Consider the following 26,014-nt stretch of genomic DNA (forward strand, 5'->3'; position numbering starts at 1 on the left):
TTTCGATAGAAAGCAGGGTAAGTGATGAATGAGTTTATCAAAATGGGTATAAATAAGAAAACGGTCGAACAGCTAAAGGAAAAGGGAATCGAGACTCCTACTGATATACAGCGAAAGATGATTCCTACGGTAGTAGAAGGAAAAGATGCGATCGTAAGGGCTAAAACAGGTACAGGAAAGACGCTTGGATTTCTCCTCCCTGCAGTTGAAAGGCTTAAACATGTTGAAAATAGGGTAAATATTCTTGTTATTACACCTACACGAGAGTTAGCGATTCAGATTACAAAGGAAGTGATGAGACTTTTACCTAGTGAACAACAAGCAGTTGCAATATACGGGGGGCAAGAGATTCAAATTCAAATCGACCGTCTTAAAGCAGCGACGATTGCTGTTGGAACACCCGGAAGATTACTTGATCATTTGCGACGTGGAACGATCGAACTCAGTTCAGTATCATTAACTGTTCTGGACGAAGCGGATCAAATGTTACATATCGGCTTTTTACCAGAAGTGATGGAACTGCTAGACGTTCTACCGGAAGACAGACAAACGGTTCTTTGCTCCGCAACGATGCCTGAACCTATTAAAGAGCTCTCGAACAAATTTCTAAATGCTCCTGTAGAGTGTTATGACGATAGAGTCTTGAGAGTTCCAGATATCAAGCAAACCTTTTTTGTGACGAAAGCTCGGGAAAAACTGGGAACTTTATTGGTGATCTTGCACCAGTTCCGCCCATACAAAGCCGTTTTATTCTGTAGAACAAAGAGAAGGGTGGATCGTTTAGCCGAAGCCCTCCGTGAAAAAGACTATAAATGTGGGATATTCCACGGGAACCTTTCTCAAGCTAAAAGGGAACAAGTTGTTGAAGAATTTCGGAACGATGAAATTCAATTTCTTATTGCAACAGATATTGCGGCAAGAGGACTTGATATCGACGATGTAACACATGTGATCAACTATGACATCCCCATCGATGTTGAAGGGTATGTTCATCGAATCGGAAGAACTGCTCGAGGAGGAGCTCAAGGAATAGCCGTTACACTTGCTACGCCCTCAGATGAGAACATGCTTCAATTGATCGAAAGGTCCTTACAAATACAACTTAAAAGAAAGACGTTGTAGGAGCAATATTTACTAATTTCAAAAAACGTGAGCAGAAACCCATACAATTTTACTGAAATCATTTAAAGTTATAGAATACTTAAATAAAAAGAACTGATTTGATAAGGAGGCTACCTGTGGTAGATTCGATCTTGTTTAATATCATGCTTGTCGGCGTCCTAGGTGTATTCTCACAGTGGATTGCCTGGCGCTTTAACATGCCAGCCATCGTAGTCATGTCCATCATCGGACTGCTTGTAGGTCCAATCTTCGGAATTCTACACCCAGATAACGTTTTTGGAGAGTTGTTCGATCCATTTGTTTCTATCGCAGTTGCAATTATCTTATTTGAGGGAAGTTTGAATTTAGATTTTCGTGAAATCAAAGGACTAGGAAAACCTGTGGGTAGAATCGTTACCATCGGTGCCTTTCTAGCATGGTTATTAGGTTCTCTATCTGCACATTACGTGGCAGGATTATCTTGGGGAGTAGCCTTTGTAATCGGTGGTCTGTTCATCGTTACAGGACCTACCGTCATCTTACCGTTGTTGAGACAGGCGAAACTTAAGCCAAGACCCGCAAAAATATTGAAATGGGAAGGAATTATCGTAGATCCGCTCGGCGCACTACTTGCAGTATTCGCCTTTGAGATCATCAAGTTCCTTCAATTTGAAGAAGCTACGCCAACGGTCCTTCTCATCTTCTTCTTAGCATCTCTCTTTGCGACTCTGCTCGGATTTTTATGTGGACGCGGAATCGGTTGGATGTTTGAGAAAGGGTACGTACCAGAATTTCTAAAATCTCCCGTCGTGTTCGGTGTCGTGATCTTATGTTTCACAGTAGCTGATGAAGTCTCACATGAAACAGGATTATTAGCAGTAACTGCAATGGGGATCACGATTGCAAATATGCATATCTCGTCCATCGATGATATGAGGCATTTCAAAGAGAACATTTCTGTTTTACTTATATCGACTGTCTTTATCATGCTAACGGCATCTCTATCCGTTGAGACGTTATTGGAGATCTTCCAATGGCAGATCTTAGCATTCGTACTGTTGATGCTCTTTATTGTGAGACCACTATCGATTTGGCTGTCTACACTTGGAACTGATCTTTCCTGGCAGGAAAAAACGCTTGTCGGATGGATTGCACCTCGTGGAATCGTGGCGTTAACGGTTGCGAGTTATTTTGCGAGTGTTCTACTTGAGGCAGGATATGAGGATGCGAAGATACTGATTTCCCTAACCTTTGCCCTCGTCTTCGCAACAGTTGTAGTCCATGGTTTCTCTATACGCTGGACAGCTGAAAAGTTAAATCTAGCGAGTGATGAGCAGCCTGGTGTGGTCATCGTAGGAGGAAGCTCATTCAGTACCGCTCTTTCACGTACGCTTCAACAGTTGAAAGTACCTGTCTTGATTACCGACTCATCTTGGAAAAGGTTGATTACTGCTAGAAAAGCAGGGGTTCCTTTTTACAGAGGAGAGATTCTTTCAGAGCAAACGGAATATCGTTTGGATTTAACTCCGTACGAATATATGATTGCCGCTACAGAACTTGATTCTTACAACGCGCTCGTATGTACAACGTTCGTTCCGGAAATAGGAAGGAACAATCTCTATCAACTGAGTCTAAGAAATGACAGAGGTGATGACATCGAGGAGCTCGTTCATACGATTGGAGGGCGGATTGCTTTCCGCGAGGGAGCGACCTGGGAACACTTGAATCGAAAAGTTGAAAGTGGCTACGTATTACGTAAAACGAACATTACTCAGCAATATAATTATGAGCAATACCTAGAGGAAATTGATGAAGAAACGGTCCAGCTGTTTATCAAGAAGCCTTCAGGAAAGCTCGAATTTTTCTCACATGACTTCGAGTTGAGGGCTGAAGCAGGGGATATCGTAGTTAGCTTGATGCCTCCTAGTAAAGAGTTTAATCGTATCCAGCAAAAGCTTGAAAAGCAGCGAGGTGAAGACGAAAAGGTTCAAGAACGTCAGGAATGACGGGCTTGGCCTTTTCTTTTTTATGATAAGAAACGTTAGCCATATGGTATGCTGTCTAAAAAGGTAGGAACCGGAGGGGTCACATGTATGATGTCATTATAATCGGAGCAGGAGTTAGCGCCATATTCATGGCTCATAAGCTGACGAAACTGCATCCTAACGCAAGTATTTTGATGATCGATAAAGGAAAAAAACTTCATGAGCGAACGTGTAAGGGAGACGGTTGCGAATGTGAAGTTTGTGATCAATACATAGGTTTTGCTGGACTTGGTAAATCAGAAGGTAAATTTAACTATACGAATGATTTTGGCGGTAGTTTAGGGATGAAGATTGGTAATGAGAATGCGCTGCTTTTGATGAAAGAAGTTGATGACGTGATTTGCGCATACGGAGGTAGCACTGTACCGAGCTATCAAACGCATAATCCCCAATTAGCATCAGAAGCAGAGCAGCATGGATTAAAAGTGCTGTCGACAACCGTACGTCACCTCGGTACGAAACGATCAACAGAAGTTTTCCAAAAATTATATGATGATTTGAACCGTCACATCGATTTCCTTTTCGAAGCAGATGTCGTGGAAGTGTCGAAGGATCGTGATTTTTCCGTGAGAACAAATTATGGAACTTACAGATCAAAAAAGGTTGTCTTTTCCACGGGAAACAGCGGTAGTGCGTGGATGTTAGAGAAATGCGAGGCGTTAGGACTTCGTAGAGGCCCATCCAGGTTAGACTTAGGGATCCGAGTTGAGATGAGGGGAGATCAGCTCCAAACCATTTTAAAAGATACTTTTGAAACAAAGCTTCACTTAAAAGGTTCTGATTACGAAGCGACAACGTACTGTATGAATCCGAATGGTCGTATCATACGAAAACATCAACATGGCCTTGTTATGCCTGACGGTCAGAATCAATTAGAAAAAGAGAAGAGTCAAAACCTTAACTTCACTCTTTTTGTACCTACAATCTTTGCTTCTAAAAAAGAAGCAGATGCTTTTGCACAACACATTATCGGAGGTATTAATCGGGGGAGAGGGCGTGTAGTCGTCCAGCGGCTTCAGAACTTGTTAGATAGAACCGCTACCACAGATGAAGCCCTTAAGGAGAACACGATACGTCCTACTTTGTCAGCAGAGCCAGGAGATTTAAGAGAAGAAGTGCCAGCGAAATACAGTACGGCAATACTAGAGTTCCTACAATCGTTAGAAGATCTTCTTGGTGAGCCAATCGACCACGATACGCTGTTATATGGGATAGACGCCAAATTTTATGAGTCGAAAATCAAGACGAACCAATGGTTTGAAACGGATGTGGAAGGACTTTATCTAATCGGAGATTGTTCTGGCGAAACGCATTCATTGTCACAGGCAGCAGCGAGCGGACTTTATACTGCAAATCATATATAAAGACCGGCCATTTCGGCCGGTCTAATCGCTTATGAAATAGGTCGCTCAGACAATTTCTTTTCATGCTTTAATCTGAACTTCAATGTGAAAACACTTAACGCCACAATCGCTACAAGACTTAGTCCGATATAGAGATTGCTATAAATGATATTACCGCCTAATTTCGCTAGTGGATTTAAGGTTAAGGACACGTTTTGCATGTCCAGGAGGCGACCGAAAATCGCTGAACTGAAAGCGCCTGCCATAAAGTTTAATAAGTTGAAGACTCCCATTCCCACTCCGTTTTGATGCTCCGGTAAAATGGAAGAAATCAAGTCAGCAGTAGAGCTCTGAATCAGTGGAAATCCAAGGTAAGCGATCAGCAAACATGGAACGATGATCCAGGCTGCATAACCTGAGAATGTTGAGATAAAAAAGGTTCCGCTCGCAATGAGTAGTAGTGCGAGCTTAACGACTGTCGTAGCGCCTTTTTGCTCAATAAGCTTTCCTCCAAATTGACCGATTAACCCGGCTGCCATAGCACCAGGGAATAATACGAGCCCGATCGATAGTGTAGACAGTTCGTTTAAATCACGTAACATAATCGGTATAACAAAAATAAGGCCAAATAATGCTGAAGTGCCGAGGAAGCTTGTAAGTGCTGTGATTGTATATTTCGTATTTTTTAAAATAAGTGGATCGATAAAAGGTTTCTCGATTGTAAACGTACGATATAGAAACAATCCGAACAATAGTACGAATAAAACAAGTAAGTACCACAAGAAAGTCGTGATATAAATGAGCAATGCTGCTACTGAAGCAGCCATCAATAACGCTCCAGGAATATCGACGGAACCTTTCCGCTTTTCTTCATTAGGTAACCATTTACGAAACAAAGGAATTGCAAAAACCGTCGCTACTGAAAAAAGGAAAAGAACCCTCCAATTCATCGTGCCTCCGACAACCCCTCCAATGATTGGACCTACACCAGAAGCGAATGCAACTGTGGAGGAGATGAGTCCGAATACGCGTCCTTTTTCATTTGGAAGGAATCGAATCGGAACGATGAATGCGAGTGCGGGGATGGTGGCACCACCCGCAGCTTGTAATAACCTTGCTAGAAGTAGTGTTTCGTAATTGGGAGAGATAAACCCAATAAATGCTCCTGTCGCAAAAATGCTAATTCCAATCGTGAAAAGAGTTTTGATCGGATACATATCCGCTAGCTTTCCATACATAAGTGAACCGATTGCGAAAACGAGAATATATCCCGTTAGTACCCAGCTCACTTCAGACGGACTCAAATCGAACGCAGCAGCAATATCTGGTATTGCAACATTAAACATCGTACCGTTCATAACGGCAAAGGCAAGAATGGTACACACCAAAATGATCAATCGTTTTCGTTCGTTCGGCGTGAATTCCTTGCTTATATGTGAATCTGACATGAATATCCTTCTTTCTATTTAGGAACTCGAAATAATTAGTACCATCTAATGATAGAATGGAACGTCCGTGATGTAAATTAACTAGCCTCATAGCAAACACTTTTACCAGTTATAGACAAAAAACGGATAATCTATTATGATTAGATTGGTAAATCTCGCGAAAGGGGTGAAGAATATGACAACCATCAAAGATGTAGCAAAACGGGCAGGTGTTTCAAGAACCACCGTCTCTCGAGTATTGAACGATAATGGTTACGTTAGCCAGGAAGCAAGAGAGCAGGTTTTGAAAGCAGTCCAAGAAATGGGTTATATTCCTAGCGCCCATGCGAAAACGATGAGAACGAAGCGTTCTGGTGTCATCGGTGTCATTCTTCCAAGAATCAGTACGGAAACTGCGAGTAGGGTAGTGAATGGAATCGAGCAAGAACTAGCAGAGAACGGCTATCAAATTCTTCTTACGAATACACAGCTAAAACCAGAAAAAGAGATAGAAAATATTAAACTCTTAAGAAGTCGTCAAGTAGACGGGATTATTTTACTTGCTACCAATCGAAATGAAGAATTGTTGCACACAATAAAAGAAACGAACAGTCCATTTGTAGCGCTCGGTCAGGAACTCGAAGGCGTTACCTCTGTCGTATATGACGATTATAATGCTACATTCTCTATAGCGGAGTCCCTGATTTCAAAAGGTCATCAGCGCATAGGGTTCATTGGTGTGCAAGAAACTGATCATGCTGTTGGTGTTCTTCGTAAAAAGGGATACAAAGACGCAATGAAAAAACATAACCTATCGATCGATGAAGAGTGGATTCAATATGGTGACTTCACGTTTGAATCTGGGTATGAAGCAGCTGAAAGATTAACGAGTGGTACTAGCATGCCGTCAGCTATAATTGCCGTAACTGACCGAATGGCGATCGGTGCGCTCGGGTGTTTGAAAGAAAAGGGTATTCGAGTACCAGAGGACATAGCCGTCTTCGGAATTGGTGCATCTGATCTCTCAAAACATGTTACGCCGACTTTATCCACGGTTGATTATTTTAATGAAGATGCGGGACGTCAAACAGCGCAGCTCATTTTAAAGCAGCTAAAAGGAAAAAGCCTTGAAAACCAAAAAATTAAACTTAGTTATAGACTTATTGAAAGAGATAGTGTATAGTAGCAAATGAAAACGATACCATATCTTTTTCTACTGATGTGGAATCGTTCACACAAAATGATTCAATTTGGAAATAAGGAAAGAAGTTAGCGAGTGCTTGTAAGCGCTCGCAATAAAATTACCTTTGTGGAATCGATACCACATTTAGAAAGGAGTAAGGAAAATGGCTTCAAATAGAGAGATTGCACAAGAAGTAATCCATGCGATCGGAGGAGAAGAGAACATCCAATCTGTCGCACATTGCGCGACAAGGCTCCGAATCATGGTCAAAGACAAAGAGAAGATCGATCAAGAAAGAGTAGAAAATATAGAAAAAGTAAAAGGTGCCTTTTACAATTCCGGTCAATACCAAGTTATTTTTGGTACGGGTACTGTGAACCGTATCTTTGATGAGGTATCTGCCCTCGGTTTAGCGGAAGCAACAAAATCGGAACAAAAAGAGGAAGCAGCTAAGCAAGGAAGCGCATTCCAACGCGCGATCAGATCGTTCGGGGACGTATTTGTTCCAATCATTCCAGCTCTTGTAGCTACTGGTTTATTCATGGGACTACGTGGACTCGTTCTTCAAGAAGAAATACTCGCATTGTTTGGGTTAACGCCTGGTGATATTTCAGATAACTTCGTATTGTTCACACAAGTGCTTACGGATACAGCGTTTATCTTCCTGCCAGCGCTAGTAGCATGGTCAACGTTTAGGGTGTTTGGGGGCAATCCGACCATTGGACTTGTCCTTGGTTTGATGCTCGTAACGCCAGCCCTTCCAAATGCTTGGGAGGTAGCGGCAGGAAATGCTGAGCCTCTTAAATTTCTTGGCTTTATCCCAGTAGTTGGGTATCAGGGATCGGTTATTCCAGCATTCGTTGCAGGTTTAATCGGTGCGAAACTTGAGAAGCGGATTCGAAAGATGGTTCCTGAATCATTAGATTTAATATTAACGCCGTTTCTAGTATTACTGATCATGATTACCCTATCACTGTTTGCAATCGGACCGATCTTCCACACGGTTGAAGAGTACATCATGGATGGAACTATATTTATTCTTGATCTTCCGTTTGGTCTAAGTGGCTTAATCATTGGATTCTTCCACCAGATCATCGTTATCACAGGTGTGCATCACATCTTTAACTTCCTAGAGATACAGCTTTTTGAGAATCTAGGTTTTAATCCGTTTAACCCGATCATTTCAGCAGCAATCGCAGCACAGGGTGGTGCCGCACTTGCAGTTGGTATGAAGACGAAGTCTAAGAAACTTAAGGCACTTGCGTTACCATCATCACTTTCTGCTTTCCTAGGAATTACTGAACCAGCGATTTTCGGTGTGAACCTTCGCTACATGAAGCCGTTTGTAATGGGACTGATCGGCGGAGCAGTAGGTGGCTTCCTCGCTTCATTATTCAAATTAAAAGCTACAGGACTTGCTGTAACAGTTATTCCAGGTACGCTATTGTTCTTGAACAGCCAAATCTTCCTTTATATCCTTGTAAATGTAATCGCGATTGGAATTGCCTTCGCTTTAACGTGGATTTTTGGCTTCAAAGATAGCATGCTAGATAAATAAATTTTATGAAGGGGGTCTGCCTAGACTCCCTTTTACAAATATGAACGAGTTAGGTGATCGAAATGACGACTAGAAATGAGGAACTAATTCAGTTAGCGATTGAAGACATGGAGGTGCATAGAGACACGGTGATGTCTGATCCGCATCTTCCGCACTTTCACCTTATGCCGCCTGTTGGACTTCTTAATGATCCAAATGGTTTTATTCAGTGGAATGGGGAATATCACGTCTTTTTCCAATGGATGCCATTTAAAACAGGACATGGTGCTAAGTTCTGGGGTCATTACACATCAACCGATTTAGTGAATTGGAAATTGCGTTCCCCAGCATTGTCTCCAGGTGACTGGTTCGACAAAGATGGATGTTATTCAGGTAGTGCGATAAGTCATAACGATAAAATGATGCTGTTTTATACAGGTAACGTGAAAGATGAAAATGGAAACCGTGAAAGTTATCAATGTATTGCTGAGTCGAGTGATGGTATACATTTTAAGAAAAATGGTGTAGTGCTTGATTTGCCAGAAGGATACACGGCACACTTTCGAGATCCTAAGGTGTGGAAGCATGAAGGTACTTGGTACATGGTGATCGGGGCACAAAATAACGAAGAAGAGGGTCGGGTTGTCCTATTCGAATCAAATGACCTTCGAAACTGGAATCTGAAGGGTGATGTTACAGCATCCAAACACAAGAAGCTTGGTGATTTCGGATTTATGTGGGAATGCCCGGATCTATTTCACTTAGATGGAAGCGATGTACTGCTCTTTTCCCCTCAAGGTCTTAAACCAGAGGGTTACACTTATCAAAACGTGTACCAGACAGGTTATCTATCAGGAAAGCTCGATTATGAAACAGGACGCCTTGATCATGATGCGTTTACTGAGCTCGATCGAGGTTTTGAATTTTATGCACCTCAAACGACCGAGGATGAAGAGGGTAGACGTCTTGTTATCGGATGGATGGGTGTACCGGAACAGGATGAAGAGCATCATCCAACGAGAAAACATAAATGGATTCATACCCTAACGATTCCTCGGGAGCTTCGCTATCGAGATGGAAAGCTGATTCAACTACCGGTCGAAGAGCTAAAAGACATGCGTCAGAACAAAACGGAAATTAAAGCGAGCCTCTCCAATGAGCAGATGGAGCGAAAAGAGCTCAATGGCAAGGTATATGAATTGCTTGTCAATGTAAAAGAGGTAAAGGGATCTTTCTCGGTTACGTTTAGAAACGAAGCAGAGATGGTGTACGATTCAGATAAAAAATTGCTTACTTTTAAACGAAATAGCTTTGTTGATGGAACGGAAGAGTCTAGAAGCTGTAAGATCGATTCTGTTACACAACTGCGTTTTTACGTGGATTCCTCATCGATCGAGGTGTTTATTAACGGAGGGGAAGAAGTTTTCACCTCGCGCTACTTTCCTTCTGAAGAAGATAAGAGCCTTCTATTTAAATCCGAAGGTGAAGCTAAGATTGAAGTAATAAAGTGGAACATTATGAACCATATCACTATATAAAATGAAAGAGCCTGGCCGACTGGCCAGGCTTTTTGTTATACAGAGCGAATGATGCCGCCTTCAACTCGTTGAGCTGATCCATTAATCGCTGAAGATAATGGAGATGCGAGGTATGCCACTGTGTTTGCAACTTCTTCTACTGTTGCGAAGCGTTGGATAAGAGATGTTGGTTCATTGTCTTTGAAATAATCTTTGGTAAATTGCTCTAGATCTTTGTTCTCTTCTGCAGCTGCGCCTTTCATGAAGCCAGCTACCCCCTCAGTCCAGGTTGGTCCTGGTAAAACGGAGTTAACAGTTACGTTCGTTCCTTTCGTCGTTTCGGCAAGGCCACGTGAAAGGCTGATCATCGCACCTTTTGAAACGGAATATGGAATCATTTGAGAAAGGGGTTTAACTCCTGCTTCACTTGCGATATTCAGTACTCTTCCTGAATTCCTTTCAAGCATAGACGGCAGGAAGTTTCGAGTGAGTCTCACTGCACTGATGACGTTCGTTTGGAAATAATTCATCCATTCTTCATCTGTCACTTGATCGAACGGTTTGACTTCGAACATTCCCATATTGTTAACAAGAATATCTACTGCTCCGTGTTTGTGTACTTCTTCAACAAAACGTTCACTTTCATCCTGTAGTGAAAGGTCTGCTGCAATGCCAACCACCTCTCCGAATGAAGATAGCTCTTCAACCACACCATCTACACGTTCCTTTGAACGTCCATTGACGATGACGTTTGCTCCTTCTTTAAGCAATACCTCGGCGATTCCTTTTCCGATTCCAGAAGTAGAGCCCGTAACGACAGCTAGCTTATTTTTCATTTGTAAATCCATGATAATCTCCTTTCAAACAACCTTTGTTTCTCAACAACTGTATCAAATAAAAATACAGTTGTTCAATAAACTTGCCTGCCCTAGGAAAAACTCGCCTACTAAGGTTAAAAAATTCCACAATTATGTACAAAGTTTGTACGAAATGTGTCGAAAAAGTGATAGAAACTTGAGCAACTTTTGACACATTGTGATGTGTATCACATTTTGATTAACGCCCTGCTAGAATAATAGATACCAGCGTAAAACACTGTCATCAAGCGCTTTTATAAGGTAGAAATTATGATCTTACTATAGAGAAAGAAAGGAAGGTGGCCTTGCGGTGAAGCGAATAAAGTCGATGCTAGCTTTCGCAATGTTCATGTCTGTTATTGTTCTGAGCGGTTGTAGCAACTTAACTGTGCTTGATCCAAAAGGACCTGTAGCGGAACAACAGGCAAATCTGATTCTATTCTCAATCGGATTAATGCTGTTTATTGTTGTTGTCGTTTTCGTTCTGTTTACAGTCATTCTGGTGAAATACAGAGAGCGAAAAAGCGGCCCTGAATATGAACCTCCAGAAATTGAAGGGAATGTATTTCTAGAAATTATTTGGACAGTCATTCCAATCATCATATTGATTGCACTTGCAATCCCAACGGTAAAAACAATCTATGCGTTAGAAAAGCCGCCTGAAGCAACAGCGCATAAGGAACCTGTTGTTATTCATGCGACTTCCGTCGATTGGAAGTGGGTGTTTAGCTATCCTAAAGAGGATATCGAAACAGTTAACTACATCCACATTCCAGAGGATCGTCCTATTTTGTTCAAACTTGCTTCTGCTGATTCGATGGGCTCATTCTGGATTCCATCATTAGGTGGTCAGGAATATACAATGTCTGGAATGATGACAGAACTTTATTTGCAGGCAGATGAACCAGGGGAATACCGAGGTCGAAATTCTAACTTCACAGGTGAGGGTTTCACAGAGCAAGTCTTTACTGTGACAGCTCAAACAGAAGAAGAGTATGCAGAATGGGTTGATGAGGCACAAGATGCGCCTGAATTAACTCAAGAAAAATACAACGAGTTGATGTTGAAAAGTCATGCTGAAGAAATGACGTTCTCCTCAACGCACCTTCAATGGGTCGATCACGGTATGGATGCTGAATATGCAACAAGAGTACGGAATGGTCTTTCGTTAGATAAGTATAAAGAAGGAAATTCTCATGAATCTCACAGTGGACATGATGGTCATGACGAACATAAAGATCATGAAGGTCATGATGACCATGAAGGGCATGAAAACCATGAAAACCATGACGAACATTCGAAATCTGAAGATAAAGGCACTCACTCTGAGTCGCACTAGGGAAGGAGGAAGTCACCATGAAATGGGATGAATTTTTCGTCACAGGTGATCCACTTATATATGGTGCCGATGTATCTATTGCTTTAACGTTAATCGGCGTCATCTTTGTTCTTACTTATTTCAAGAAATGGAAGTGGCTTTGGACAGAGTGGCTCACAACTGTTGACCATAAGAAATTAGGTATTATGTATGTGATTGCGGCAGTCCTAATGCTATTCCGTGGAGGGGTAGACGCACTCTTGATGAGAGCGCAGCTTACCGTTCCAGACGCAGGATTCCTAGACTCCTCTCACTATAATGAAATCTTTACAACTCACGGTACGATCATGATTATTTTCATGGCGATGCCGTTTTTGATCGGTTTGATGAACGTCGTTATTCCTCTCCAAATTGGAGCAAGAGACGTAGCTTATCCGTTTCTTAACGCAGTAAGCTTCTGGACGTTCTTCATGGGTGCGATGCTCTTTAATATCTCATTCGTTATCGGAGGATCTCCTTCTGCTGGGTGGACGAGCTATGTGCCATTAGCAGGACTAGAGTTGAGCCCAAGTGTAGGACAGAACTATTACTTGCTTGGCTTACAGATCGCAGGTATCGGTACGCTGTTAACAGGAATTAACTTCCTCGTGACGATACTTAAAATGAGAGCACCTGGGATGACGCTAATGAAGATGCCGATCTTTACATGGTCAACACTGATCACAAGTGTGATCATCATCTTCGCATTCCCAGTGCTAACGGTAGCACTTGCACTTATGACATTTGACCGTTTGTTCGGAAGTCATTTCTTTACATTAATGGACGGCGGTATGCCGATGCTATGGGCAAACCTCTTCTGGATTTGGGGTCACCCTGAAGTCTATATCGTTATTCTTCCAGCATTCGGTATGTTCTCAGAAATTATCAGTACGTTTGCACGTAAAACCATTTTTGGATATAAAGCGATGGTTTACTCCATGGTCGTTATCGCTGGACTGAGCTTCCTCGTATGGGTTCACCACTTCTTTACGATGGGAGCAGGAGGAGCGGTCAACTCGTTCTTCTCTATCACAACCATGCTTATTGCCGTGCCAACGGGTGTTAAAATATTTAACTGGCTATTCACCTTATATAAAGGAAGGATACGATTCACATCAGCGATGCTGTGGTCACTTGCCTTTATACCGAACTTTGTGATCGGAGGGGTGACAGGGGTCATGCTTGCGATGGCAGCAGCTGACTATCAGTACCATAATACGTACTTCCTAGTCGCTCACTTCCACTATGTATTGATCTCGGGTACTGTGTATGCTTGTTTTGCAGGCCTTCACTTCTGGTATCCAAAAATGTTCAACCATCGTTTAAACGAAAAGCTAGGCAAGTGGACGTTCTGGATCTTCGTAGCAGGATTTAACTTATGTTTCTTCCCAATGTACTTCCTAGGTCTTGCAGGAATGCCGCGTCGTGTTTACACGTACGGTGCTGCAGATGGATGGATGAGCATGAACGTTCTTGCCACAATGGGTGGCATCCTAATGGGAATCGGATTCTTGATTCTTGTTTATAACATCTACTATAGCTTCCGTTACTCTCCACGTGAAACAACTGGAGATCCGTGGGATGGTAGAACGCTTGAGTGGGCAACTGCTGCACCTGTTCCATTCTATAACTTCGCACATGTGCCTGAAGTTAAAGGCCATGACGCTTATTGGATTGCGAAGAGAGAAGGAACGGATAAAATTAAGAAGCCATATAAACCGATCCATATGCCAAGTAACTCTGGCGTACCGGTTATCATGAGTACGTTCTTCTTTATCTCAGGATTCGGTATGGTATTCTCCTGGCACTGGATGTCGATTGCAGGACTAATCGGGGTTCTGGCAACGATGGTGATGCGTTCGTTCGATTATGATAAAGGCTTCTACGTTAGCGTAGAAGAAATAGAAAAACATGAAAAGACTACCGAATAAAGGAGGCGTGACAGATGGATGCAGTTGAACATTCTCCGAATACGCCTTTAGAATATCAGACGGAAACGGGTCGTCTGAATATTCTCGGCTTCTGGATTTTTCTTGGTGCGGAGATCGCGCTTTTCTCCACGCTGTTTGCGACCTATTTTGTATTAGATGGACGCACAGCAGGTGGTCCTGTACCGGCAGATCTTTTTGAAGTTAAAGGTGTACTAATCGAGACATTTTTGCTGTTAACAAGTAGTTTTACTTGTGGACTCGCAATTCATTATATGAGACGTCATTCATTAAAAGGGCTAGTCCTATGGATTGGGATTACCCTGGCTCTTGGACTATCGTTCCTTGGCTTTGAAATTTATGAATTCGTTCATTACATTCATGAAGGAGCGGCATTAACGACTAGCGCTTACTGGTCTGCATTCTTCGTACTGACTGGTACGCATGGTGCCCACGTCGCAATGGGTATCGCTTGGATCGCTCTTATCTTGATTCAGTTAAAGCAACGTGGTTTAACTCCAGACACGTCAAGAAAAGTGTTTATATCAAGTCTTTATTGGCATTTCCTTGATGTTATATGGATCTTTATTTTCACAGCAGTTTATTTACTAGGGATGGTGATGTAAGATGGCGAATAACGAGCAAACTCACAGCCATTTCCCATGGAGTCACGTTATTGGATTCGCTCTTTCAATCGTCTTGACCTTACTTGCACTATGGGTAGGCTTTGAATCTGGACTAAGCAACACGATGATCATCGTCGTGGTCGTTGGACTGGCGCTTTTTCAAGCGGCAATCCAGCTCCTCATGTTTATGCATATTTCAGAGAGCGAAGATAGTAAGTATCAAGTGGGAACGATTTTATACTCCCTATTTATCGCGGTTGCAGTAGTAGCCGGTTCGATCTGGGTTATGTCATTTGGTATGGATCATATGCACATGCCTATGTAATACGAAACACCGTTCACCTCTAGGGTGGACGGTGTTTTTATTATTCCATCGATGAAATTTTCTTAGCCTCTGCACGTTCACGGATAATTGGTAGCGCAAACAGAAGAAATGCAGCAAGGTGAGCAAACAATACATTAACCACAAACAGCGTGATGAAAATAGTATGAGCAGCCGGCGTCATACTTCCGCCAATATAGAAGATGAGAAGAGCCCAGTTGGCAACTATGAATGGCGCGTGTATATAAGCAAGCTTTCGATAGTCTTTCCAAAGAAATAATGGCGTTGCTGTAATAACAAATAAGTAAACCATAAATACGTCCATGAGATCCACTCCTTAATTGGTACCGCTTTCAAAAGTGTTTATAAACGAAACTCAACATTTAATTGTGAATGTTTTGTTACAATTAGTATATCATAAATGTTCGAAAATTCTACACATATTATCGAAACATTAAACGCTTGTTATGATTGTCTAAGGATAAGGAAATGGAGGGAACAGTCATGAGAAAACTACATAAGTCTGAAATGATGGATGTCATACGCCTCTCAGAGTATGCGTTTCAATATGATGTACCGAAAGAAGAGCTAGATAAAAAGCTTAAGGCATACAGCGAGCATACGGTTTGGGGAGAGTTTGAAGATGGAAACTTAGCAGCGAAGCTCCATATTATCGATCTGCACACGTGGATAGGAGGAAAGCGGTTTGCAATGGGAGGGATTGCTTCTGTAGCATCATACCCAGAGTATAGAAGAGGGGGAAAGGTTGCAAAGCTGCTTCGGCATTCGTTATCTGAGATGAAAGAGAACGGGCAAACGGTATCGTTCCTACATCCATTTAGCATCGCCTTTTACCGTAAGTTCGGATGGGAGATTTTTAGTGATTGGAAAAAAGTCACGCTAAGAAAAGAAGATTTTAAACAGCTTCCTGCTGCAAGTGGAACTGTTCGAAGGATTGCAATCGAGGATATGTTCGAGCAGCTTAACCCAATCTACGAGGCGTTCGCTGCTAAATTTAATGGCATGTTAGAACGCGATGATGACTGGTGGAAGACTCGCGTTTATTCTGACGGTTATGTGTTCGCGACATATCGGAATGGTGAAGGTAAATTGATGGGGTATGTTTTTTACAAAGCGAAAGAACGTAATCTTGAGGTGGAAGAATTCGTTGCCCTCGATGGAGATGCTAGAAGAGGTTTGTGGAATTACTTATGTCAGCATGACTCGATGGTTGATGGTGGGACGCTATTGTTAGACGAAAGCGATCAGTTACCTTATCTACTTCAAAATCCAAAGCTTAAAACGGAAGTAGAACCATATTTTATGGCTCGGATTGTAGATGTTGAAGGCTTTCTTAACGAGTATCCTCTTAAAATTGAGGGGGGAGACAGCCTTTTCCTACATGTATATGATGAACAAGCAGAATGGAACAATGGCACCTTTCTACTAGGAGAAGACGATATGAAGGTGTTCCGTGGAGATAACCAAAATAGTTCATGTGCTCACCCGCCAAAGCGAGGGCTTCGCTGCAACATCAATACCTTAACAGCAGTGATGATGGGATATCAAAAACCAGCATTTCTTTATGAAGCAGGTTTAATCGAAGGACCTGAGCAAGACGTGAGAAAGCTTGAAAGAATTGTATCGAATCAAAAAACGAACTTCATGGACTTCTTTTAAAAAAGCAGGCTGTTTAGAAAACCTAAACGGCCTGCTTTAAACGTTAGCTCATGTCGTGCATTTTACCTCATACCGTTCCCTGAAGAAATTCCTTCTCCACGTGAGCTTTAAGTTCTTCTTGGTTTTGTAATTCAAATATCGTGTGCGCTTTTTCGAAATGCTTGATGGATTCTTTTTCTTCTCCATTTAGATGGTGATTAAAGCCAATCTGGAAGTGCAATTGTCCAAATAAATACATGCTGTTGGTATGGATACAATAGTCGATTCCCCGTTTACAAATCTTAATCGATTCATCAAGTTCACTATTATTACTAAGGGCTTTAGCAAGATTGTAAAACAACCTTATTTTAACTGTGTGATCGAGTACTCGCTTCAAGCGATTATGTTGTTCGATCAGCTCTCTATACAATGAAATAGCTAGCGAGAGTTGTTCTGTAAGTAAATAGATGATGCCTTTACTATTTAGAATTTCAATCTCTCTTTCACTATAATATTTGTTCGTATACGTTAGCTTAAATGCCTGGTCGATCATAGAAATGGCGGAATGAGCTTCTTGGTAGAGGTGATACTGACAAATACCGTTGTGCCACATAATGAACTGCTTGAATTCCAAGTTTTGATGATAAAGTGGATTGCGAATTTCGGTTCGGACGATCTCCTCAACCCTGGCATAGTCAAATTCCATAATTGCATTTCTTACTTGATGATAGACTTCATGAACATAATCGATCCGTTCAATCAACGTTCTTTCGAAAAAGTAATTGATATCTACTCCGAGTCGATTTGAAAGCTCGTAGAGAGTTGGAGCCAGTGGATATACATCCCCTTTTTCTATCTTACTGATCTGAGCCTGAGAGCAAATGCCTCTACTTAATTCCTTTTGAGAGAATCCTCTATATTTTCGTAAATTCTTAATTTCAATGCCTAGTGCCGCAAACGTCATGGAATCAACCCAATCGTATGTAGTAAAGAGATTTTTTCGAGCATTTCAAGAGTACGACAGTGAATTCGCTGAATGTTACCAGATGAATCGATTTCTGACGGAATAAGATCGTTTATGCAGTCCCCGCTTGTGAACCAGTCATGTATGGTCGGTGTTTGATGTGCGACTTCCTTCCAGACTGTTAATTCAGGACTAAAAATTCGAGGTCCTGTTTGAACCTCACAATTAGTTAATACCCTTTTCTCACCTGGAATTCCTTCTTTTACATGGTGAAAAAGATGATTCCAGTAGTCTTTTCTAGATCCTGTATGAGGGTGGTGTACGCACCAATGAAGGACCGCTTCTGTGGTAGATTTCGTTGAGAACAGTAGTTGGTAGAGGTGCTTTCCAAACTTGATTCGCTCTCTTAGGTGCGTAAAGTGGTGTACGGTTGCACCTAATAGCAACACGTTCTTTCCATCCTTCATCGGGAACAAGATCGTATTCGTATTCAGTACATCCTGAATCTGAAAAGCTAATGTACTCAAAACAGCATTCTTGAAATAATTATTCTGAATGATGCGGGAATCGATATAGTTTTGTTCATTGATGATTAAAGCACTTGTAAGCAAGTGAGGGTCATTCGTTTTCCAATAGTAAGTCCAGATCACTTCCATAAACGATGAAACATGAAGGTGAGGCAGTAGGTAAAACAGCGGCTTCGACTGAAGAATACTATATTTGTAGATCATTAGTTGAGGGTACGCATCTTGGAAGATCAACCAGTTTCCCCGTTCTAAAAACGAGAAAAAATCGTCTCGTTTAGAAGGCGAGAGAATGAGAGGCAAGTACTCTCCTTTTAAGTCTGTCATCGTCCAACCTGCATTTCTTGAAACCATATGCGCAAGAAGAGACCAGTGAATTTCTTTGTACTCCAAATAGAAACGTAAATAAGCGTTTGTCCGAGTGATATTGTCACGATTAGCAAGGTTGGTTTCGATTCTGATCGTTTGTAACACCCTTTTATCTTCCTGTGAAAGCTTATTAGTCTTTTCTAGGTGAGTTCCTTTGCGTGCTTCTTTTAACTCCTTTTTAAGCTCATTCCAATATGGAGGTGTTTTCTTCTTAGGCATAAGGCGTATATTAGCTAGTAATCTATTCAAAATCCTCACCTCCCTCACTCTTCATGTGTATGCACAAGTTTCTAAGTGAGAAGGGGTTACTGTTATACCGCTCAACTAGAGGTATAGACATCTATACATAAGAAGAAGCTGCCGAGGTTACTCGACAGCTTAGTAATTATAGTTGCAATTGCGCTAGTGAGTGTTCTAGCGTCTTCGCTATTTCTCGCATGCCAGATAGATTACTTGCTCTTTCTGCATCTGGATTATAGTTTGTATTCGTGTTCACATCGTACGTAAATAATTCGCCATCTTTGTTCTCTATGCATTCAATTCCAGCGAAAGTAATCCCGTTCGCCTTCAAAAAAGATTCATAGTTTTTCAAAATAGGATGGTCGAAGTCCTTGATGATCTCGAACTTTGGTTTTTCAGTAGTTGGGCAAAACGAATCGCCAACCTGGCAAACGTCAGCTGGGCAAAGTTCAAATCCTTCAGATGTATCTACGCGGACGGCATATAGAAATTCACCTCCGACGAATTCACAACGAGTGATCGATGCATCAGGAGATTCAATATAATCTTGAAGGAGCGTGATCCCGTCGATCGATTCTTCAAAGTCGTCGCTTTCTACGTACTGCTTCAATGCATCCTTACTTTGAAATAACTGGACACCTAGTCCTTTCCCTGCACGGTTGTGCTTCGTGATGAACGGACCATCGAAGTTGTCAGCAGCTTCAATAAGCGGCTCTTTTCCTACAGCTGCAATGGTTTTTGGTGTCGTGATCCCATGTTGTCTAAGCGCATTGTATTGCGCAACTTTACTTACTTCAAGTGCTAGCGCACGACTATCATTCAGTACCAAACGTCCGTGGCTTTCAAGCCAAGAGATCACTGCAGCCGTATATTCAGGTGCATAGCGATGATTTCTTGTGTGTGAAGAAGCGCTCATTCGATTATAAAAAACGCCTTCTGGAGGAACAGTTGTTAAATCAAGTGATCCCTCGTGTAAAAACCAGTCTTCAAAGGGAACGCCAAGCTTTTCTAGATGAACTTTTAACGGTTCCGTCCATTCTTCATTCTCATGTATGATATAAACCTTTGCACTCATCATATTGCCTCCTCTACGAATGACAGAAATTCCTATAGATTTACTCAAGTATAAAGCAAATTGAATAAAATTCCTAGCTTGGCGATGGGGGCAATGATCGTTTGGCACTACTCAAAAAAGGCTAACGAGTAATCTCGTTAGCCTTAAGTTTACAATTAAAAAGCCCAGTTGCCGTTCCTGAAGACCGGTTCGCTCGTACCGTCGCTCTTAATTCCGTCGATGTCCATTTCTTCAGAACCGATCATGAAATCAACATGCGTCACACTTTCGTTTGCACCTGCTGCTTCAAGCTCTTCTTTAGACATGTTTTTGCCGCCTTCTAGACAGAAGGAATACGCATTTCCGATCGCAAGGTGATTCGAAGCATTTTCATCGAACAGGGTGTTAAAAAAAATCGTATCTACGTTCGAGATTGGGGAGTCGTGGGGCACGAGAGCAACTTCTCCTAGGTAACGTGCACCCTCATCCGTATCGAGTAAGTGTTGCAAGGTTTCATCACCAGATTTTGCTTCTGCTTTGACGATGCGTCCTTCTTCAAACGTTAATGAAAACTCTTCAATGACAGTACCACCATAGCTTAGTGGTTTCGTAGAGGTCACGACACCATTAACGCCATGTTTGTGCGGAATTGTAAACACTTCTTCAGTAGGCATGTTCGCGACGAAGTGGTTTCCTTTAACATTCTCACTTATGCCGCCGACCCACTGATGAGCTTCAGGAAGCTCGATGGTAAGGTCTGTTCCTGGTGCACGGTAGTGAAGCTTGCTGTAATGTTTTTCATTCAAGTAATCTACTTTTTGCTCAAGGTTTGCGCTATGTTCTTTCCAAGCTTGAACGGGATCACCTGTTGAGACGCGCGTTGCGTCAAAGATAGCTCCCCATAACAGTTCTTCTTGCTTATCTTCTGGCGAATCAGGGAACACTTTAGCAGCCCATTGTTTTGAAGGAACAGCAACAACTGACCAACTGTTGTGATCTGACATGATGTAATCTCTGTACTTTTCTAGGGCTTTACCCGCCGTTTTGCTAGCATTCGAAATGCGTTCAGGGTCGATGCCTTTCAATAAGTCAGGATTTGAAGAAACGATTGAAAGGAAAGCAGCATCGTTTTCTGCTAGTTCCTCAAAACCTTTTGCCTTCCACATTGGGAACTCTTTGAATGCTTCATCTGGAGCTTTTTCGTATTTGATACGAGTTAATGTTTCATCATTCCACTCGACGTGTACGTTCTTAGCTCCTGCATCATAAGCACTTTCAGCAATTTTTCTAACAAAATCTGCTGACGTAAGCGGTGCGTTTACAACGAGGGTTTGTCCTTTTTGGATGTTAACGCCGACCTTAACGGCAAGGTCAGCATACTTCTGTAAATTTTCATGAAAGGTGGTCATATACAATCTCCTTTATCCGTTTGTAATCATACAAGTTCAGTTTATCAGATTTATTGGACAGCAGTGAATATTTATTGAAAGCGCTATCTTGAAACAAGTTTCTGGAAAAATAGTCGGTGTTCAGGATATCTTATTAGTAAATCCTCTGTATTGGAGTGGTAGAGAATGAATAACTCAAAAAGTGAAATAGCAACATTTGCCGGAGGATGTTTCTGGTGTATGGTAGAACCGTTCGATGAGCTGCCAGGAATTCAAAGTGTAGTATCAGGTTATACGGGTGGAGAAAAACCGTATCCAACTTATGAGGAAGTGATTTCTAAAGAGACCGGTCATGTAGAAGCTGTTCAGATTACGTATGACCCTGCTATTTTCCCATATAGTAAGCTCCTTGATCTCTTTTGGCGTCAAATCGATCCTACTGATGATGGAGGGCAATTCTTCGATCGTGGTGATACGTATAAAACCGCAATTTATTACCATAACGAGGACCAGCAGACGTTAGCAGAACAATCAAAGACAGCGCTAGAAGAAAGCGGCCGCTTTTCAAAACCGATCGTAACAAAAATTCTTCCTGCAAAACCGTTTTATCCTGCTGAAGATTACCATCAGGATTATCATAAGAAGAATCCTGCTCACTACAATCGTTATAAAAAAGGGTCAGGTCGAAAAGCATTCATCGAAAATAACTGGTCATATCAGAAGAATGACGATGAGCTTCGTGAACGGCTAACCGATATCCAGTACGAGGTAACGCAAAAAAATGGAACAGAGCGTCCTTTTCAAAACGAATACTACGATAATGAAAAGCAAGGAATTTATGTTGATATCGTTTCAGGAGAGCCCTTGTTCAGTTCGACTGATCAATATGATGCAGGATGTGGATGGCCGAGCTTCACTCAGCCGATACACAAAAACTTTGTAAAAGAGAAAAAGGACTTCAGTCACTTCATGATTCGTACAGAAGTACGTAGTAATGAAGCGGATTCCCATCTTGGTCACGTGTTTAATGATGGTCCAGGTGAGAACGGACTCAGGTACTGCATTAATTCTGCAGCGATGAAGTTTATTCCGAAAGAACAGTTAGAGGAAGAAGGCTACGGCGAATATCGTGTGTTGTTTCAATGAGAACGTACGATATCGCAATCGTAGGTGGAGGATTATCTGGCGTTCTTGCAGCTAGAAAATTGGAGAGGCAAGGGCTCTCTGTCATTGTCATCGATAAGAGTAAAAGTGTTGGTGGCCGAATGGCAACGAGGCGAATTAATGGTGGAAGAGCTGACCATGGAGCACAATTTTTTACAGTAAGAACATCCGAGTTTCAATCTCATGTCGATGAGTGGAGAAAGAAAGGCTGGGTGGAACGATGGTTCGGTGAGAAGTACGCACGTTACAAAGGTGTAGAAGGCATGAACCAGCTTGTAAAAAACCTATCCCAAGGCATTCCACTAAAGCTTCAATTCAAAGTGCACCATGTCATAAAACAACAGAACGAGTATGTACTAAGATCAGAGGACGAGAGCGAAGTAAGAGCAAGAGCGATCCTAATGACCCCACCAGCTCCACAAACGGCACAGCTTTTAAAACAAAGCGACCTCCGGATAAGTAAAGAGGCGGAAGAAACTCTTCAGAGCTTGCGATTTAGTCCTGCAGTGGTTGCGTTGTTAACGGTGAACAAAGAGGAAGAAACGGGACTTCCTCATTCAGGTCATCAGGATGCTCACTTATCTGAAGGAATTGAGCGGGTGACGGATAGCTATGCAAAAGGGATATCGAATGAGAGAATCATCAGCATCTATGCAACGCCTGAGCGCTCAAAAGCATTGTATGATAAAAGCGACGGAACGATTAAAGAGGATTTGCTAAACCTGACATCAACCATTATTCGGCCTGAGACGATTAAGGCGTACCAAATAAAAAAATGGCGTTATGCGCAGGCAGAAAACATTCATACAGCACCATTTCTCGCTGTATCAGATGAGGAAGATATAATCGTAGCCGGCGACGCATTTCTTTATGAAGACGATTCTTCGGGCAGAACAAGGGTTGAAAGCGCTGCGCGTTCAGGCCTTGCTGCTGCAGACGAAATGATGAAAAGGTTCATTCAAACATAGAAAAAACTGCCGTTGTTCGGCAGTTTTTTATTATACAGTCTGTGCGCTTTCTTTAATGATCGATGTCACGATATGCTTTGGAGAGTTTTCAAAGAGTGAAAAATAATTGAGAGCGTGAGCAGAAGGAAAGAGCTCTTTTTGAATCTCTGAAGCTGATTTTCCTTCTTTGTATTTTCTAAGTACATCATGTTGCACAGTTTTTAAATAGGTTAGCTTTTCCTCTAGACGATTTCGTCCGTTAGGTATATATCCGGAATGAGAACAGAACATCGTAGAGAAGTCATACGTTAAGACGTTTTCGATCGAATCGATAATGCCTGGAATCGACTCAAATGCAAAGATACTCTTCGGTCTGCTCATTACGTATAGATCACCTGAGAAAAGGAAACCTTTCTCCCTCTCGAGAAGAACGACATGATCAGGTGCATGTCCGGGCGTATGGATGACATCGAACGCATGGTGTGCTGAATGAATCTCATCACCTAGTATTGTTGGGGAGAATGCTTTTCGGTTTCCCCAGAACACTTTGCGGTAAAAAGGAAGGCTCGGCTTCTGCTCGCAGTACTGTATCCCTGTTGAATGAATGTAGGTCGGTATACCTTTGCTAAAGAGGTGTGCATTGCCAGTATGGTCTTCATGATGATGTGTGAGAATGATTTTATCGATCGGTTGTTTTTCAATATACTGTTTCAGTTCATCGTGTAACCTTGCAGGACCTGTATCGATAAGAAGCTGATCCACCATGTAAAGATAAACGCTCATGGAGATTCCTCCGCGTTTGACAGACCCTTTTATTGCAGTAACATCATTGTGAGTTGTAACGGTAAGCAAAATTCATCACGTCCTTCGTTCTTCTACTATTTAGTATAGCGATAACTGCATGAAAAGCTATCTATGACTTTCTTGACATTGGATTCTAACCTTTGTATAATTATCTTGAATTCAAGATAAAAGCAACGATTGATAAGGGTGAACATTATGAGTGAATCATTAGACAGAGAATTATCACTAAAGCTGTTTATTGTTATGGCTAGAGCCACTCGATCAGTGACCGATCAAGTGAAGATGGACATTCAAAATCACGGTTTAAATCCAACAGAGTTTGCAGTATTGGAACTTCTCTATCACAAAGGTAGTCAACCACTTCAACAAATAGGGGAGAAAATCCTACTTGCAAGTGGAAGTATTACGTATGTGGTAGATAAATTAGAATCTAAAGGATATTTGAAAAGAAATCCTTGCCCAAATGATCGTCGAATCACACATGCTGTGGTTACAGACGAAGGGAAGGCATTAATGGATCGCATCTTTCCTGAGCATGAGTTGAAGCTCCAGAAAATTTTTGCTGGGCTAGATGAATCGGAAAAAGAAACAGCCATCTCATTGATGAAGAAGCTAGGTCACTATGCGGAGAAGCTTTAAGCTTCTTTCGCCCCTTTATCTCGAATTAAAGATTCTTGAATTAGAGTGTATTTTATGTTTAAAGTTACATTTACAGGGAAATTGTCTTGAAGTAGAGATAGTTGAGTCCGAACGATTAAAAAATTTTATTTCTAATAGGGAGTGTTCGTAATGAGTACAAAAATTTTAGTCCCGTATTACAGTGCTTATGGTCATATTTATCAGATGGTGCAAGCTGTAGCTGAAGGTGCCAAAGGCGCTGGAGATGTAGAAGTAAAGCTAGTGAAAATTCCAGAATTCGATGCGGTTAAACAAGCGATGTCTGCACAGCAACCATACGTTGATGCACAGGAAGCTCAAGATGACATCCCTGAAGCGACACATGACGACCTTCGTTGGGCTGATGGCATCATTTGGGGCATCCCAACCCGTTATGGTTCAATGCCAGCACAAATGAAGCAGTATCTTGACTCTGCTGGTTCACTTTGGATGAATGGTGAGCTAGAAGGTAAAGCAACAGCTGTTGTCACAAGTACTGGATCGATTCACGGAGGTCAAGAAACGACTGCAATCACAACGTTCGTGCCTCTGATGCACTTCGGTATGATCTATGTTGGTCTTCCGTATGGTGAGAATCCAGAGCAGCTCACGACTGAGGGCATCGGCGGCTCACCTTACGCAGCATCGACCGTTGCAGGAGCCGACGGATCAAGAACACCTGTAGAAGTAGAATTAACGATGGCTAGCAGACTCGGAGCACGCGTCGCAAAAGTAGCTGGCGCATTAAAGAATATATAAAAGACGAAACCAGCATCTTATACTGAGATGCTGGTTTTCCTTTTGTGTAAAACTGAAATATCGTGTTTCCGATGCCGTAGGAGTTTGAATACCTCATGCTTTCCTGTGGACGAACGCCCGAGCCTCAAAGCGGACAAAAACGGTCCACTTCGAGTCTCGAACGCCCGTTGGACCACGGGAGAATTCCTGTCAGAAAAGGAATCCTCTATTGCATACAAAAAAGCCCTCCGTTATGATGCATT

23 protein-coding genes are annotated in these 26,014 nt (G+C 42.0%); 15 read left to right on the forward strand and 8 right to left on the reverse strand.

Annotated features, from left to right (window positions below; all coding sequences use genetic code 11):
- Positions 1-24: 24 nt before the first annotated feature.
- The 3 genes from ACXAHI_RS19110 to ACXAHI_RS19120 all read left to right on the forward strand — a co-directional run bounded on the left by ACXAHI_RS19110 (position 25) and on the right by ACXAHI_RS19120 (position 4,510).
- Positions 25-1,122, forward strand: coding sequence for a DEAD/DEAH box helicase (locus tag ACXAHI_RS19110; protein ID WP_474850556.1), 1,098 nt, complete (start codon positions 25-27; stop codon positions 1,120-1,122).
- Positions 1,123-1,238: 116 nt separating this feature from the next.
- Complete coding sequence (locus ACXAHI_RS19115) at positions 1,239-3,107, forward strand: cation:proton antiporter (protein WP_474850558.1); 1,869 nt, start codon at positions 1,239-1,241, stop codon at positions 3,105-3,107.
- Between the two features lie 83 nt (positions 3,108-3,190).
- Entirely contained in the window at positions 3,191-4,510 is a 1,320-nt protein-coding gene (locus ACXAHI_RS19120; protein WP_474850560.1) for an NAD(FAD)-utilizing dehydrogenase, read from the forward strand.
- A 29-nt stretch (positions 4,511-4,539) separates the two neighbouring features.
- Here ACXAHI_RS19120 and ACXAHI_RS19125 read toward each other — a convergent pair whose 3' ends face one another.
- A complete protein-coding gene (locus ACXAHI_RS19125) occupies positions 4,540-5,937 on the reverse strand; it encodes an MFS transporter (RefSeq protein ID WP_474850562.1) in 1,398 nt (465 codons plus the stop codon).
- A gap of 175 nt (positions 5,938-6,112) precedes the next feature.
- On the opposite strand from ACXAHI_RS19125, the gene ACXAHI_RS19130 reads away from it, so the two are divergent.
- The 3 genes from ACXAHI_RS19130 to ACXAHI_RS19140 all read left to right on the forward strand — a co-directional run bounded on the left by ACXAHI_RS19130 (position 6,113) and on the right by ACXAHI_RS19140 (position 10,174).
- Complete coding sequence (locus ACXAHI_RS19130) at positions 6,113-7,099, forward strand: LacI family DNA-binding transcriptional regulator (RefSeq protein ID WP_474850564.1); 987 nt, start codon at positions 6,113-6,115, stop codon at positions 7,097-7,099.
- Between the two features lie 163 nt (positions 7,100-7,262).
- Positions 7,263-8,657, forward strand: coding sequence for a sucrose-specific PTS transporter subunit IIBC (locus ACXAHI_RS19135; RefSeq protein ID WP_474850566.1), 1,395 nt, complete (start codon positions 7,263-7,265; stop codon positions 8,655-8,657).
- Between the two features lie 62 nt (positions 8,658-8,719).
- Positions 8,720-10,174 (forward strand): sucrose-6-phosphate hydrolase, encoded by a 1,455-nt coding sequence (locus tag ACXAHI_RS19140; protein WP_474850568.1) that lies wholly within the window; start codon positions 8,720-8,722, stop codon positions 10,172-10,174.
- Between the two features lie 35 nt (positions 10,175-10,209).
- Here the strand turns inward: ACXAHI_RS19140 and ACXAHI_RS19145 are convergent, their stop codons facing one another.
- Complete coding sequence (locus ACXAHI_RS19145; RefSeq protein WP_474850570.1) at positions 10,210-11,001, reverse strand: SDR family NAD(P)-dependent oxidoreductase; 792 nt, start codon at positions 10,999-11,001, stop codon at positions 10,210-10,212.
- A gap of 337 nt (positions 11,002-11,338) precedes the next feature.
- Here ACXAHI_RS19145 and qoxA point away from each other — a divergent pair, with 337 nt between their 5' ends.
- The 4 genes from qoxA to qoxD are packed head-to-tail and all read left to right on the forward strand — an operon-like array spanning position 11,339 to position 15,246.
- The gene (gene qoxA, locus ACXAHI_RS19150) at positions 11,339-12,349 is read left to right on the forward strand and encodes a cytochrome aa3 quinol oxidase subunit II (RefSeq protein WP_474850602.1); all 1,011 of its coding nucleotides are present in this window, start codon (positions 11,339-11,341) and stop codon (positions 12,347-12,349) included.
- A 17-nt stretch (positions 12,350-12,366) separates the two neighbouring features.
- Positions 12,367-14,298: a cytochrome aa3 quinol oxidase subunit I gene (gene qoxB, locus ACXAHI_RS19155; protein ID WP_474850572.1), complete on the forward strand. Its 1,932-nt coding sequence runs from the start codon at positions 12,367-12,369 to the stop codon at positions 14,296-14,298.
- A 14-nt stretch (positions 14,299-14,312) separates the two neighbouring features.
- Complete coding sequence (gene qoxC, locus ACXAHI_RS19160; protein ID WP_474850574.1) at positions 14,313-14,921, forward strand: cytochrome aa3 quinol oxidase subunit III; 609 nt, start codon at positions 14,313-14,315, stop codon at positions 14,919-14,921.
- 1 nt (position 14,922) lies between these two features.
- On the forward strand, positions 14,923-15,246 hold the full coding sequence (gene qoxD, locus ACXAHI_RS19165; protein WP_474850576.1) for a cytochrome aa3 quinol oxidase subunit IV: 324 nt from the start codon (positions 14,923-14,925) through the stop codon (positions 15,244-15,246).
- Positions 15,247-15,286: 40 nt separating this feature from the next.
- Here qoxD and ACXAHI_RS19170 read toward each other — a convergent pair whose 3' ends face one another.
- Entirely contained in the window at positions 15,287-15,568 is a 282-nt protein-coding gene (locus tag ACXAHI_RS19170) for a spore morphogenesis/germination protein YwcE (RefSeq protein WP_474850578.1), read from the reverse strand.
- A gap of 179 nt (positions 15,569-15,747) precedes the next feature.
- Between ACXAHI_RS19170 and ACXAHI_RS19175 the strand changes: the two genes are divergently transcribed.
- Positions 15,748-16,923, forward strand: coding sequence for a GNAT family N-acetyltransferase (locus ACXAHI_RS19175; protein WP_474850580.1), 1,176 nt, complete (start codon positions 15,748-15,750; stop codon positions 16,921-16,923).
- 67 nt (positions 16,924-16,990) lie between these two features.
- On the opposite strand, the gene ACXAHI_RS19180 is transcribed toward ACXAHI_RS19175, so the two are convergent.
- The 4 genes from ACXAHI_RS19180 to ACXAHI_RS19195 all read right to left on the reverse strand — a co-directional run bounded on the left by ACXAHI_RS19180 (position 16,991) and on the right by ACXAHI_RS19195 (position 21,462).
- The gene (locus ACXAHI_RS19180; protein WP_474850582.1) at positions 16,991-17,866 is read right to left on the reverse strand and encodes a helix-turn-helix domain-containing protein; all 876 of its coding nucleotides are present in this window, start codon (positions 17,864-17,866) and stop codon (positions 16,991-16,993) included.
- Positions 17,863-19,008, reverse strand: coding sequence for a DUF2515 family protein (locus ACXAHI_RS19185; RefSeq protein ID WP_474850584.1), 1,146 nt, complete (start codon positions 19,006-19,008; stop codon positions 17,863-17,865). The genes ACXAHI_RS19180 and ACXAHI_RS19185 overlap by 4 nt, the downstream gene beginning before the upstream one ends.
- A 136-nt stretch (positions 19,009-19,144) precedes the next feature.
- Positions 19,145-20,074 (reverse strand): ATP-grasp domain-containing protein, encoded by a 930-nt coding sequence (locus ACXAHI_RS19190; protein WP_474850586.1) that lies wholly within the window; start codon positions 20,072-20,074, stop codon positions 19,145-19,147.
- Between the two features lie 155 nt (positions 20,075-20,229).
- Entirely contained in the window at positions 20,230-21,462 is a 1,233-nt protein-coding gene (locus ACXAHI_RS19195; protein WP_474850588.1) for an aminopeptidase, read from the reverse strand.
- A gap of 165 nt (positions 21,463-21,627) precedes the next feature.
- Here ACXAHI_RS19195 and msrB point away from each other — a divergent pair, with 165 nt between their 5' ends.
- Both msrB and ACXAHI_RS19205 read left to right on the forward strand, forming a co-directional pair.
- Positions 21,628-22,587, forward strand: coding sequence for a peptide-methionine (R)-S-oxide reductase MsrB (gene msrB / locus ACXAHI_RS19200; protein ID WP_474850590.1), 960 nt, complete (start codon positions 21,628-21,630; stop codon positions 22,585-22,587).
- A complete protein-coding gene (locus ACXAHI_RS19205; RefSeq protein WP_474850592.1) occupies positions 22,584-23,573 on the forward strand; it encodes an NAD(P)/FAD-dependent oxidoreductase in 990 nt (329 codons plus the stop codon). The genes msrB and ACXAHI_RS19205 overlap by 4 nt, the downstream gene beginning before the upstream one ends.
- A gap of 30 nt (positions 23,574-23,603) precedes the next feature.
- Here the strand turns inward: ACXAHI_RS19205 and ACXAHI_RS19210 are convergent, their stop codons facing one another.
- The gene (locus ACXAHI_RS19210) at positions 23,604-24,335 is read right to left on the reverse strand and encodes an MBL fold metallo-hydrolase (RefSeq protein ID WP_474850594.1); all 732 of its coding nucleotides are present in this window, start codon (positions 24,333-24,335) and stop codon (positions 23,604-23,606) included.
- Positions 24,336-24,551: 216 nt separating this feature from the next.
- On the opposite strand from ACXAHI_RS19210, the gene ACXAHI_RS19215 reads away from it, so the two are divergent.
- Together ACXAHI_RS19215 and wrbA are read left to right on the forward strand one after the other, a co-directional pair.
- Positions 24,552-24,995: a MarR family winged helix-turn-helix transcriptional regulator gene (locus tag ACXAHI_RS19215; protein WP_270180520.1), complete on the forward strand. Its 444-nt coding sequence runs from the start codon at positions 24,552-24,554 to the stop codon at positions 24,993-24,995.
- Positions 24,996-25,145: 150 nt separating this feature from the next.
- Positions 25,146-25,772, forward strand: coding sequence for an NAD(P)H:quinone oxidoreductase (gene wrbA / locus ACXAHI_RS19220; RefSeq protein ID WP_474850596.1), 627 nt, complete (start codon positions 25,146-25,148; stop codon positions 25,770-25,772).
- The last annotated feature ends 242 nt before the right edge of the window (positions 25,773-26,014 follow it).

It is taken from the genome of Anaerobacillus sp. ABD4_527 (assembly GCF_056160805.1).